This is a genomic window from Candidatus Pelagibacter sp., from assembly GCF_052049675.1.
In the GTDB taxonomy this organism is placed as follows: Bacteria; Pseudomonadota; Alphaproteobacteria; order Pelagibacterales; family Pelagibacteraceae; genus Pelagibacter.
Genome location: NZ_JBNGZM010000001.1, coordinates 912,556 through 925,250, shown reverse-complemented (window position 1 = coordinate 925,250; position 12,695 = coordinate 912,556). Strand labels below are relative to the sequence as shown.

At 28.7% G+C, this 12,695-nt stretch carries 14 protein-coding genes; 7 read left to right on the top strand and 7 right to left on the bottom strand.

Translation table 11 applies throughout. The features are described 5' to 3' along the window. Positions 1 to 3 precede the first annotated feature (3 nt). The 7 genes from hisS (at position 4) to ACTT9L_RS05000 (ending at position 6,916) form a co-directional block, all read left to right on the top strand. The gene (gene hisS, locus ACTT9L_RS05030) at positions 4 to 1,398 is read left to right on the top strand and encodes a histidine--tRNA ligase (protein WP_440928231.1); all 1,395 of its coding nucleotides are present in this window, start codon (positions 4 to 6) and stop codon (positions 1,396 to 1,398) included. Then, on the top strand, positions 1,376 to 2,428 hold the full coding sequence (locus ACTT9L_RS05025; protein ID WP_440928230.1) for an ATP phosphoribosyltransferase regulatory subunit: 1,053 nt from the start codon (positions 1,376 to 1,378) through the stop codon (positions 2,426 to 2,428). Before hisS ends, ACTT9L_RS05025 begins: the two co-directional genes overlap by 23 nt. Further along, complete coding sequence (gene hisG / locus ACTT9L_RS05020; RefSeq protein ID WP_440928229.1) at positions 2,428 to 3,120, top strand: ATP phosphoribosyltransferase; 693 nt, start codon at positions 2,428 to 2,430, stop codon at positions 3,118 to 3,120. The genes ACTT9L_RS05025 and hisG overlap by 1 nt, the downstream gene beginning before the upstream one ends. Positions 3,121 to 3,299: 179 nt before the next feature. Then, the gene (locus ACTT9L_RS05015; protein WP_440928228.1) at positions 3,300 to 4,397 is read left to right on the top strand and encodes a DNA recombination protein RmuC; all 1,098 of its coding nucleotides are present in this window, start codon (positions 3,300 to 3,302) and stop codon (positions 4,395 to 4,397) included. 37 nt (positions 4,398 to 4,434) lie between these two features. Beyond that, positions 4,435 to 5,121: a hypothetical protein gene (locus ACTT9L_RS05010; protein WP_440928227.1), complete on the top strand. Its 687-nt coding sequence runs from the start codon at positions 4,435 to 4,437 to the stop codon at positions 5,119 to 5,121. Between the two features lie 6 nt (positions 5,122 to 5,127). After that, positions 5,128 to 6,564, top strand: a complete 1,437-nt coding sequence (locus tag ACTT9L_RS05005; protein WP_440928226.1) for an exonuclease domain-containing protein — start codon at positions 5,128 to 5,130, stop codon at positions 6,562 to 6,564. Positions 6,565 to 6,598: 34 nt separating this feature from the next. Further along, positions 6,599 to 6,916 (top strand): thioredoxin family protein, encoded by a 318-nt coding sequence (locus ACTT9L_RS05000; RefSeq protein ID WP_075504453.1) that lies wholly within the window; start codon positions 6,599 to 6,601, stop codon positions 6,914 to 6,916. Here ACTT9L_RS05000 and ACTT9L_RS04995 read toward each other — a convergent pair. Genes ACTT9L_RS04995 through ACTT9L_RS04965 form a run of 7 tightly spaced genes read right to left on the bottom strand, consistent with a single transcriptional unit; the run spans position 6,913 to position 12,682 of the window. Further along, positions 6,913 to 8,181: a bifunctional folylpolyglutamate synthase/dihydrofolate synthase gene (locus ACTT9L_RS04995; protein WP_440928225.1), complete on the bottom strand. Its 1,269-nt coding sequence runs from the start codon at positions 8,179 to 8,181 to the stop codon at positions 6,913 to 6,915. The genes ACTT9L_RS05000 and ACTT9L_RS04995 overlap by 4 nt on opposite strands. Beyond that, positions 8,135 to 9,064 carry an acetyl-CoA carboxylase carboxyltransferase subunit beta gene (locus tag ACTT9L_RS04990; protein WP_440928224.1) on the bottom strand — a complete coding sequence of 310 codons (930 nt, stop codon included), beginning with the start codon at positions 9,062 to 9,064 and terminating at the stop codon, positions 8,135 to 8,137. Before ACTT9L_RS04990 ends, ACTT9L_RS04995 begins: the two co-directional genes overlap by 47 nt. After that, on the bottom strand, positions 9,061 to 9,861 hold the full coding sequence (gene trpA / locus ACTT9L_RS04985; protein WP_440928223.1) for a tryptophan synthase subunit alpha: 801 nt from the start codon (positions 9,859 to 9,861) through the stop codon (positions 9,061 to 9,063). Before trpA ends, ACTT9L_RS04990 begins: the two co-directional genes overlap by 4 nt. Continuing rightward, positions 9,861 to 11,090, bottom strand: a complete 1,230-nt coding sequence (locus ACTT9L_RS04980) for a tryptophan synthase subunit beta (RefSeq protein ID WP_440928222.1) — start codon at positions 11,088 to 11,090, stop codon at positions 9,861 to 9,863. The genes trpA and ACTT9L_RS04980 overlap by 1 nt, the downstream gene beginning before the upstream one ends. Continuing rightward, positions 11,087 to 11,710: a phosphoribosylanthranilate isomerase gene (locus ACTT9L_RS04975; protein ID WP_440928221.1), complete on the bottom strand. Its 624-nt coding sequence runs from the start codon at positions 11,708 to 11,710 to the stop codon at positions 11,087 to 11,089. Before ACTT9L_RS04975 ends, ACTT9L_RS04980 begins: the two co-directional genes overlap by 4 nt. Further along, the gene (pyrF, locus tag ACTT9L_RS04970) at positions 11,707 to 12,399 is read right to left on the bottom strand and encodes an orotidine-5'-phosphate decarboxylase (protein ID WP_440928220.1); all 693 of its coding nucleotides are present in this window, start codon (positions 12,397 to 12,399) and stop codon (positions 11,707 to 11,709) included. The genes ACTT9L_RS04975 and pyrF overlap by 4 nt, the downstream gene beginning before the upstream one ends. After that, positions 12,389 to 12,682, bottom strand: a complete 294-nt coding sequence (locus tag ACTT9L_RS04965) for an HU family DNA-binding protein (protein ID WP_440928219.1) — start codon at positions 12,680 to 12,682, stop codon at positions 12,389 to 12,391. Before ACTT9L_RS04965 ends, pyrF begins: the two co-directional genes overlap by 11 nt. Between the last annotated feature and the right edge of the window lie 13 nt (positions 12,683 to 12,695).

The following is a 12,695-nucleotide window of genomic DNA, read 5'->3' as shown; positions in this document are numbered from 1 at the left end:
AAAATGAATAAAGAAAAAAAATTAATTCCTGGATTACCTCCAGGATTTGAAGATCGTTGGGATAAAAAACTTCTTCTCAAAAAAAAGCTTTTAAAAGCTATTGAGAGTAATTTTATTAAATTTGGAGCAGAGGCTCTGGAGACCCCTTCGTTTGAGATAAGTGAAAATATAGGATCTTTTTTGGCAGAAGATGATACTAATCCTATGTCAGATGTATTCTCATTTCAGGATGGAGAAAAAAGTATTACTCTTAGGTATGATCTTTCAAGCCCACTAGCTAGATTTGTTGCTCAAAATAATCAGGAGCTTCCATCAATCTTTAAAAGGTACGCTATTCAAAATGTCTTTAGAAATGAAAAGGCTGGTAACGGAAGATACAGAGAATTCATGCAAGCAGATTTCGATATTGTGGGAAATGTTAATCCTGCTCAAGCAAATGCAGAGCTTTGTAATTTAATATCAAGTACTTTGTTAGATTGTGGTCTAAAAAAAGATCAATTTACAATTAATGTTAGTAATAGAAAAATAGTCCAAGGATTAATTGATGATTTAAAAATATCAGAAGAAAAGCAGGCAAAAGTAATTAGGGCAATTGATAAATTAGATAAACCAGGTTTTGGTTTAAAAGGTGTTGAAGATCTTCTTAAAAAAGAGAGAAAAGATATAAGTGGTGCAATCACTAAGGGTGCAGATTTAAACGGCGAACAAGCTTCCGAAATACTTAATTTTCTAAAAATTAAAGATTTAAAAGAATTAAAAGAAACATTAAAAAATTCATTGTCTCAAGAAGGTATAAAGGAAATAGAACAAGTATTTGAAGTATTGGGTTACAGTTCAAATTTAAATCAGGTCAAAACAAATTTTACAATTGTTAGGGGATTAGCTTATTACTCAGATTTTATTATTGAAACAAATCTTAATTTTAAAGTTACAAATAATAAGGGTAAAGAGGTCGATATAGGTAGTATTTGTTCAGGAGGAGCTTATGCAAAATTAATCTCGAGATTTAAAGGTGTGGATATTCCAGGTACCGGAATTAGTTTTGGAGTTGATCGATTGTTATTTGCTTTGATGCAATTAGACCAAATAAAAGTAGATAGTCAAAAACCAGTTTTAGTTTGTGTGATGGATGAAAAATATATTCAAAATTACTATGAAATTTTAGATCTATTAAGAAATAATAATATCAATGCTGAAATATTTTTAGATATAAAGAAAAATTTAGGTAAGCAACTAACCTTAGCAAATAAACGTGAGTTAGATGTTGCGATAATATGTGGTGAAAATGAATTTAATGAAAATACAGTCACGATAAAAAGCCTTAAAGGTGTTAAGGGTGAAAACAATAAAACATTTCCAAAAGAAAATTTAATTAATGAAGTCAAAAAACTTATCTGAAAATATCCTTAGATCAGTAAAATCTAAGGGTTTTAAATATATTGATTTACCCTCAGTAATCGAGGCTAATCACATTGTTCAAAGATCTGGAGAAAATTTTAGAAAATTTATTTTTTCTTTTACTGATCAGAATGGAAGCGAGTTATGCTTAAGACCAGATTTAACGATTGCATCTTGTTTAAGATATTTAGAAAATAATTTAAACGGCAAGGAAAAAATTTTTTATAGCGGTCAAGCTTATCGAAAATCACAAAACAAAAAAGACTCAATCATAAGAAATCAAATTGGATTTGAAATTTTGGGATCTAAGGATGAAAAAAATGATGATAAAGAAATTATAAATACATCTCTTAAATCACTTCAAAATATTAAATATTCTTCAGGAACACTCACTATTGGAAATGTTGAAATATTTAATTTATTAATTTCAAAATTAGATATTCCAAAGAGATGGAAACTAAGATTATCCAGACACTTCTGGAGAGAGGAATATTTCAATGATTTATTAAAAAGATTAGAAACTAATTCAGATGTTGATCCGACAATTGTAGAAATAGATAAAAAGCGTTACGTGAAAATGTTTAAAGAAGATTTCTCAAATATTGTTGCAGGAAGAACAATTAATGAAATATTAAAAAGGTTTGATCAGAAAATAAAAGATCCTAGAAGAGCTAGTAAAGGAAAGAATGTTTCAAAAATAATAAAAGATTTTTTAAAAATTAAATGTCCCATAAATAAAGCAGCAATTGAGTTAAATAAATTTTTTAAAAAAAACAAAATAAATTTAGCTGTAGATCAAAAATTTTTTCCAATTTCTAATAACAAGGTTTCAAAATTGAATGTAGTATTTTCAGCATCCTTTGGAAGGCAACTAGAATATTACACCGGAATGGTCTTTAAAATTGATATTAAATCTAAAAACTCATTAAAAAATATAATAAATGGTGGTCGTTATGATGGTTTAATTTCTGACTTAGGATCAAAAAAAAAAACTCCAGCAGTTGGTGCTGCTTTAAATTTAAATTATTAATGACAAAAAATATTTTAAACATTGGAATCCCAAGCAAAGGCAGACTTAGAAAAGATGTTTTAAACATTTTTAAAAAAAAAAAATTAAATCTCATTTCTGAAAGAGGAGAAAGAGATCTTTTAGGATCAATAAAACAATTTAAAAATATTAAGATTTTATATCTTCATGCAAGAGAGATTATCGAAAGATTGGGAGACGGATCTTTGGATATAGGTTTTTCTGGCTTCGATTTATTGAAAGAGAGTGAAATAAATACTCAAAAGAAAATTAATGTTATTAAAAAGTATGATTTTGGTAAAGCTACATTGGTAGTGGCAATCCCAGATCCTTGGATAGATGTACAAACCGTTGCAGATTTAGAGGAAATTGCATTTGAATTTAAAGATAAGAAAAAGAAAAGATTAAGAGTGGCAACAAAATATCCAAATTTAACAAGGCAATTTTTGTTTTCAAAGGGTGTTACCCAATTTAAATTAATTGATAGTTTGGGTGCAACTGAAGCTTATCCTTTCACAGGCTCTTCGGAGATAATTACAGATATTACGTCTACTGGGGAAACTTTAAAAGCAAATAATCTACGTATTTTAAGGGATGGAGAGATACTTAGATCAGAGGCTTGTATGATGATTTCTAAGTCATCAAATAACAAAACAGGCCTAAGAAAAATATTAAAATTACTTTCTAAAAATTAAGTCTTTCCAATAAATTAGTATAATTTTGATAATATCAAGATTTCTAATAATTGCATAAAGCGCAACAATAACACAAATAATGAAGAATATTTTTAATACTAAAATTAGTTCCATAAAGTATTTTTAAATATTTAAATACATTAATCAAATATTTACTATAAAATAAAAGAATTAGAATCATGGACACTATATTATTAATTTTGCTAGTTTTATTGTTAGGGGGTGTTTTAGCTATTCTTTATCTAAATTTAAAAACTAAGCCTAATCAGGAAAACGAGAATAAAGAGGGTGAAGAAATAGCTAATTTAAAATCAGAAATTTCAAGTTTAAAAGATACCTTAAATACTACGATCAACAGCTCACTTGGTGCAATGTCGACTTCATTTAACAACCTATCAACTGGGGTTACTAAAGATATGACTGAAACTTTAACCAAGGTAGAAGAAAAAGTTGGAAATTTTAATCAGCAAGTTCAATTATTAAATCAAAGCCAAGAGGGGATAACAAAAATTTTAGCTGGGGTTAAGAAGTATGGAACTCTTGCGGAATTTAGCTTAGATGCATTAATTAAAGATTTGCTGCCAGCTTCTCAATTCATGACAAATGCAAAAATGAAAGAGGACACAAGTGAAAATGTTGAGTTTGCAATTAAGCTTCAAGGAGATGTTTTGGTTCCTGTTGATAGTCATTTTCCAGTAGAAAAATTCAAAGCAATTACCGATGGTCATGACGCGGAAGACAAAAGGGCTGTTGCAGATGCTAGAGCAAAATTAGCCTCAGCGTTTAAAGCAAAAGCTAAAAGCGTTAATGAAAAATATATTGTTCCACCAAAAACTACTGATTTTGCAATTGTGTATGCTCCTACAGAAAGCTTATACAAAGAGTTAACTGAATACCAAGATCCAAGTACAAAAGAATTGTTAACTCAAGAGTTAATGAAAAAATATAAAGTCGTAATATGTGGGCCTAATACTCTTTCTGCTTACTTACAATCTTTACATATGGGATTTCAATCATTGAAAGTTCAAAAAGGAGCAACAGAAATTTATAATCATTTGAAAACAATCAGTACAAGATTTTCTAAACATTTTGACAACATTATAGTTCTTAGAAAAAAGTTAGAAGATGCTATGGGAGTTGTTGATAAATTTGGAACAGATGCAAGATCAATTTCAAGAACTTTAGAAAACATTAAAGATCCCGAGCAGGTTGAGAAAGCTGTACAAACTGAAAACGTGGAAAAATTTATTGAACGAAATAGGCAGCTTAAAAATTAATTTCTTTTTTTCCGTAATAACGTCTATAAGAAATCTCATGCAGTGGAATCAAAAATATGATTATCCAAAATCTTCAAGAGCAACAGTTGATGGCATTAGAAGATACTTATTGGGGGAAACAAAATTACCAAGTGTCACTTCAATTTTAGATGCAACTCGATCTGAAGAAGATAAAGCGGCATTGGCAAATTGGAGAGAAAGAACTGGGCAAAAAGAAGCTGAAGCAATTACAAAAGCAGCAAGTAGCAGGGGATCTCAAATGCACAACTATTTAGAGTCTTATTTACTTGGAAGAGAGAATTTAAGTTTTTTTGAGGATAACGAACAACACAAATTAATGGCTAAAGAAATTATAGAAAAAGGTTTAAAAAATAGATTGGATGAAATTTGGGGAGTTGAATGCACTCTTTATTACCCAGAGAAGTATGCAGGTACTGCTGATTGTGTTGGAGTGTATGAAGGAAAAGAAACAATCATTGATTTTAAACAAAGTAATAAACCAAAAAAAGCTGAGTATATAGATTCATGGCTTCTTCAAACAGGTGCATATTCATTAGCACATAATATTGTGTATAACTCCAATATCACTTCTTGTGTAATTTTGGTTTGCACAGTAGATAAATTATTCCAAGAGTTTAAAATTCAAGGGCATGATTTAATTGTTTATCAAAATTTGTTTTTGGGGAGATTAAAAAAATTTAATGAGTTATCAAATTTAATTTAGGATTTTATGGATAAAATAGTAATTTACGATACAGAAACAACCAATAGCACAATTTGGGGCTCAATAATTGAAGTAGGTGCTGTAGTTGTCGATAAAAACCTAAAAGAAATTGGTAAGCTTAATATTCGTGGCAGAATGCCTGAAGGCGAGGTTCCAAGTGCAAAGGCCTTATTAGTCAATTCAACAAGTATTGATTTACTTACTAAAGGAAATTATTCGCATTATGATTTTTTAGGAGCCGTTGAAAACTTCTTTTCAAAAGCTGCACCAGCGTTGTTTATGGGGTGGAGTAACTTAAATTTTGATAGGAGGATGTTTCACTTTAATTTTTTTAAAGGTAACAGGTATCCATATATTACACACTCATCACCCAATAAAGAACATGATGGTTTACATGTTGCAAGAGTAGCTCAAACTTTAAATCCTGAAACTTTAAAGACTGAATTAACCGAGGCGGGCAACGAAAGTCTTGCTTTAGAAGGTTTAGCTAGACAACAAGGATTTGATACATCTCAACAACACACAGCATATCATGATGCGTTCACAAGCTTAAAAATTCTTAGAATTATAAAAGATAAACACAAAGATAATTGGGAAAATTTCTTAAGCACTTCGACAAAAAATAGCGTTGAAACTATTTTAAAAAGTGAGGGGATTTATTCAATATTTGAAAATGTTAAAGGAAAAAATATGATGTACCTTGTCTCTACATTACATCCAGATCATTGTTTTCATCCATCTTACTCATCTTGGGGATATTTATTTGATTTAAGAAGAGATCCTGAACCATTATTAAATTTATCAGTAAATGATCTTAAAGTTTATTTAAAAAAGTTTAGTCCAAAAGCATTTAGAGTAATCAAAACAAACAAAGCTCCAGTTGTGTTAGATAAAAAGTTTGCATTAAAGGAAAAGGCGTATACAGACTTGGATTTAGAGACCATTCGAAAAAGAGCAAAAATGGTTAGAAATAGTGAAAATTTTTGTAAAAATATTCAAATCATTAATAGAGAAGCAGCTGAAGAAAAAGCTCAAACTCACGCTCAAGAAGATTTATTACCAGAGGAAACTTTATATGAAAAATTTATTCCTAATAAAGATACCCAATTGTTTAAAACTTGGCATAGCTCTTCTTGGGAAGATAAATTAAGAATGTTGGATAAGTTTCAAGATAAAAGATGTAGTTGGTTTGGGCAAAAAATTCTTTATCAAGAAGCACCACATATTTTGCCACCAGATTTATATAAAAATATAAAAAGTGAAATTGCTAGAAGAATTCTAAGTAAAAATAAAGAAAAATGGCAAACTATTGGAATGGCTTATCAAGAAATTGATACTTTGCGAGACCAGGCTTCTAATAAGGATGATGAAGAAGAACTAAAAAAATTAGATGAAATAAATGAATTTATTATGTCTATAGAAAAAAAATATGAAATTGCCTAGTTGACTTTAAAGCTCTAATTAATAGAAAGGATTTATGCTTACAAATTTTAAAGACGAAGATTTTGATACTAAAATTAAAAATGAAGATGTTTCAGTCATTCAGTTTTCAGCTGAGTGGTGTGGTCCATGTAAAGCACTAAAACCAGTAATGGATAAATTATCTGATGAATATAAAGATAAGGCTGGTTTTTATTATGCTGATGTTGAGGATGGTGGAATAAATACTGGAAGTGCAGCAGGGATCAGAGGTGTTCCAACAGTTATTATCTATAAAAAAGGTGTTGAAGTAGATAGAAAAGTTGGTGGAGTTCCCGAAAGTCATATGAAAGAATTTTTAGATAAAAATATCTAATTTAAATTTAAAACTTCACCCGCGAGATATAAAGACCCAGTAATCAGTATTATATCGTTTTCTTTTACTGGGATTGACTTTATAGCGTCCTCTATACTTTCTTCATAATTTATATTTGAAAAGTGATTTAGCTTATCTTTAAGCTCTTCTCCTTTAATTGAATTAGGTTGATTGGGTATATCTATTGTAGTCAATGTAGCAATATTCTTAAAGAAACTCACATATTCATTATGATCTTTATTAGCCATCATTCCAAGAATGATATGTTTATTACAATCTAAACTTTCCAAGTATTCATTCAAAACCTTTGCGCCCAAAGGGTTGTGAGATCCATCAACAAAAAGTTTGTGATCTTTTACAAGTGCTTTAAGTTTTCCAGATTTAATTTCTTGTAATCTCGCAATACTATTTATTTTTAAAACACCTTTTTTTATGTGATCATCTTTAATATTCAAATCTTTCAAAGTTCTTAGGGTTGCAATAGCTGTTGACACATTTTCTAATTGAAATTGACCCTTAACATTTGGCATAGGTAACTTTATTCCTCCAAATTGATCTTCATAATAAAAGAAGTCATTTTCTTGCATTGTAAAACTATAATTTTCATTATGGAAAACCTTACTTGATCTATTATTTGATATTGTTTTTTTAATATTATCCGTGATTTGATTAGTACTTTGTTTTGCTACTATAATATTTGATTTTAAAAGACTTGATGTTTTTTCAAAAATAATTCTTTCAACATTTTGATCATTTTCAGGCAACCAATCTAAATGATCAAGGCCAATAGACGTTAAAACACTAGCAAGATTATTTTTCAAGATATTGGTAGCATCAAATCTAAAAAATAATCCACTCTCAATTAAATTGATATTTTCTGGGTATTGAGATGCTTTTAAGAAATAAGCTGCAGTAAGTATTTCAAAAAAAGTAATCGGTTCATTATTGTTAGCATTTTCAATTTCCTCAAGTAAATTTGCTAAATCTTCATCATTCAACTCTTCATTACTAAAAACAAACCTTTCGTTAATACTTTTGATATGTGGGCTTGTATAGACATTACATTTGAAATTTGCTTCTTTTAAAATTGATAACATTGCTTGGATGGTTGAATATTTTCCATTAGTACCAATAATTGAAATTGCTTTGATTTTATCTTGAGGATTTCCTAATTTTTTGCATAGAATTTGAATACGATCTAGACTTAAATCTATTTCTTTAGGATGCAGCTCTTGTAAGCGACTGACTATCTTCTGAAGTTTCATTTTGTTCAGCACTTATATCAGAATTCTTCTTTAACAATATTGATAATAAAGTTCCTATTTTAGATGCAAGTTCTTTTCGCTCAACGATTAAATCAACAAAACCAGTTTTTTCAACATATTCACTTTTTTGAAAACCTTCAGGAAGTTCTTCTTTAACAGTTCCTTGAATGACTCGTGCACCTGCAAATGCAATTAAAGCTCCTGGTTCTGCAATATGAATATCACCTAACATAGCATATGATGCAGTAATACCTCCTGCTGTTGGATCAGTGATACAAACTAAATATGGAAGACTATTTTTCTTTAATTCATTAATTGCAAGAGTTGTTCTTGTCATTTGAGATAATGAAATTAAACTTTCCATCATTCTCATTCCTCCACCTGCACTAATACATAAAAAAGGTGTTTGATTTTCTATTGCATGTTGTATTCCATATAAAAAAGCCTCACCTTCTGCAGCTGCCATTGAAGCGCCTAAAAAATCAAAATCAGAAGCTACAGCTGTAATTTTAATATTATTTATAGTTCCAGAGGCAACCATCATTCCACATTCTAATCCTGTTTTTTTCCGAGCACTTTTTAATCTTTCTTTGTAAGATTTAGAATCTGTCCAATTTAGTGGATCGTCTTTTGGTATTGGAGTTTTGAAAATCTCATAATTATTTTTTCCAAACAAAATATCAAATCTTTGATGTGGTTTTATTCTATGATGACGTTTACAATCTGGACATACCCACAAGTTTTCTTCTAAATCTTTTTTTAAAATTGGACCCTTGCAACAAGATGTCCAATCACTTTTTGCAATATCTTCTTTTGTAGCTCTTTCACGTATAGCAGTTTTAATTTTTTCACCTGCTTTAATAATTTTTGTTATCCAGTTCATAAAATTTTATTTTTTAATCTTTTAACGATATTAGTAACATTTGTGACAGCATTTTGTCTCTTTTCAATTGATTTAGAGATTTCCTTACAAATTGCACTACCAACCACCAAACCATCAGCTTTTTTAAGAGATTTAATAGTTTTTTCGGTGATTCCAAAACCTATAACAACATTTTTTAATTTATTTTGTTTTTTTATTTTATTGTATTTTTCTAATATTTTCTTTGGGGATACTTTGAGCTTTCCACCTGTTGTAGATAACATGCTTATATAATAAATCATATCGTGGGAATCTTTTATGATTTTTTTTAATCTTATCTTTGAAGTTGTTGGCGAAACTAATTGAATAAAATTAATTCCTTTCTTTCTGCACTTTGATGCAAAATTTTTATTTTCAGGATATGGCAAATCTACGACTATTAAACCATCAACTTTTGATTTTTTACATTTTTCTAAAAATTTATTTTCATTGTATTGATAGATCATATTGTAGTAGCCCATCAGTATAATTGGTTTATTTTTTTTTATTTTTTTAAAATTTTTTGCAATTGAAAATACATCATGAATTTTAATACCATTTTTAATTGCTCGATAAGCACTTGTTTGTATTTGTCCACCATCAGCTATAGGAGTGTTGTGTGGAAAACCTAATTCACAAATATCTGCATAATTTGAGATCGATTTTAATATATCTAAAGATTTTTTTTTAGTATTATCTCCAGCTACAGTATATGTCAGTAAAGCAGGCCTTTTTTCATTCTTTGCATCTGAGAAGGCCTTATTAATTAATGAACTCATTAATTTTTACCAAGTCTCTCTTTTAAGATATCTCTATCTTTTTTAGCATCACCACAAGAGTTAACGATTATAATTGTGTCTTTGCTTAATTTTGGCGCAATTTTTATCGCCTCAGCAAATGCATGACTAGGTTCTAAACTTGGATTAAGTTTTTCAAATTTAGTTACCATCACATGTGCTTTTAGTGCTTCCTCATCAGTTGCATAAGTGTATCTGGCTCTTTTTGTATCTTTTAAAAAACAATGTATTGGACTGACACCTGGGTAATCCAATCCAGCACTAATTGATTCAGTGTCATTAATTTGACCTTCATTGTTTTGACAAACATAAGAAGCTGCGCCATGTAAAATTCCAATTTTAGCATTTCTGCTTAAAGGAGCAGCATGGAGTTTCGATTTTTTTGGACCTCCAGCCTCTACGCCAACTAATTCTATTTGTGATTTTTTAAAATCTATAAATTCACTCCAAAAACCATATGCTGAACTTCCACCTCCCACACAGTTAATTAATTTAATTTTTTTCGGAATTTTTTTGAATTCTTTTTTAATTTGTATTTTTAATTCTCTTGAAATTTGTGCAGTGCTCCATCCGCAAATTTTTACAAATATATTTGGACCAACTGTACTTCCAACACACATGTGTGTAGTGTCACAATTTGATACCCAATATCTCATACACTCACTGACTGCATCGACTAAGGTTTGACTACCTGAATATACAGGAACTATTTCAGCACCATTTTTTCTCATAGCATCACAATTTGGCTTTTGTCTAATGATGTCCTTTGCACCCATGAAAATTTTACATTTTAGACCAAATTTCTTTGCAGCCATACTTAACATTTTACCAGCATAACCTGCACCTGTATCTCCAACGATATATTTTTTACCCATGGCTTTACAAATTAAAGCATGAACAGTTGCATTATATATTTTGTGGGCTCCACCATTAGCTTCAGAAACAATCTTAGCCCATATTTGAGCACCACCTAAGTGATTAGACAAATTTTCTAATTTTACAAATGATGTAGGTGATCCTATATAATTCTTGAAATAATAATCTCTTTTTTTTAAAAATTTTTTATTATTTCTTAGTTTTGAAAACTCTTTTGTTAAATCTTCTATAGGTTTCTTTAAAGTCTCAGGAATAAAGCTCCCACCAAATTTGCTTCCCCAAAACCCATAACGATCATGTTGATCAATTAAAGGAATATTTTTTTTAAGTTTCATTTTTTTAGTTTATATAAATTATTTAAAAAAATTTCTATTTTGGATGTATCTTTTAATCCAGAAGTTTCTAGGCCTCCAGATAAATCTAAATAATTAGCGATTTTTTCATAATTTCTAAGATTATCATCATATTTTATATTTCCAGCTAACATTAATTCTTTATTGAGTTTAATATTTTTAATTAGATTATGGTTAAATCTTTCACTTTTTTCATATCCTTTACTGTCAAATAAATAAATATCTGTAACATCATAATATGATTTGTAATTATCAACATCAGATTTATTTTTTATTGTAAAAGCAGTAATAATTTTTTTTTTATATTTTTGTTTAATAAATTTAATTTCATCTGGTGTGCAGTCATACAGTTGATAATAATCAAAAGGTAAACTTTTTATTTCCTCTAATATTTGATTGTTTGGTTTTACCAAAACAGCAACAAATTCACTTTTGTTTTTTTTTACATTTAACAACTTTTTTAAATCAGTAATTGATACATATCTAGAGCTTTTTGGATAATTACAAATAAACCCAATAAAATTTGGAGGATATGGATAGTTTATTATAAAGTTTAAAGTACTAAGATCTTTTATCCCACAAATTTTTGAACCTTTAATCATTTATTAAGATGATCTAAAAGTCTTCTTGTATTATTTTTTATATTACCTTTTGTAAGAGATCTTCCTATAACAATTCCTGACACTTGATTTCTAAAAGCATCTTGAGGTGTCATTATTCTTTTTTGATCATTTAAACTATCTCCTGGTAATCTTATTCCTGGGGTTATAATTAATAAGTTTTTATTTTTTTTTCTTACCATCATGGCTTCTTGAGCTGAACAAACTATTCCATCACAACCAGATTTTTTTATAAGATCAATTTGTTTAAGAACTAATTGTTTAACACTTTTAGTGTAGCCTATCTCTTTTAAAGATTTATTATTTAGGCTTGTTAAAACTGTAACACATAATATTTTTAAATTTTTATTTATTTTTTTTGCTTTTTTTTTTACTGCCCTCAACATTTGTAACCCACCATTCGCGTGGACAGTAATATATTTACATTTTTTTAAATCTTTTAAGCTATCAATTGCAGATAAAGCTGTTTGTGGAATATCATTAATTTTTAAATCTAACCAAAAATCATTTTTAATTTTTTCTAAATATTTTCTTCCATGTTTTGAGTAATAGAATTGGATGCCAAATTTTGGAATGATTTTAAGTTTATTTGTTTTTGTTTGAGAAATTATTTTTTTTATTTTTTCTAAATTTGATGTGTCACATGCAACAAAAATAGTTTTATTCTTCATGATTATTTAATTTTTTAAATAAGTCTTTAGACATTTTAAAGTGAATAGTTTTTTTTTCAGGAGTATTAACTTTTTCACCTGTTTTAGGATTTCTTGATATTCTAGCTTTTTGTATTTTAGTGGAAAAGACACCAAAACCTCTCAATTCTACCCTGTCACCTCTTTTGAGAGCTCTTTTAATTTCTAGCAAAATTATATTTGTAAATTTTTCAAGGTCTTTTTTAAGAAAATTAGGATAGTTGTTTGAGAGTTGCTTTAAAAGATTTGATTTTACAACAGCCAAATTTAGCCTTTTT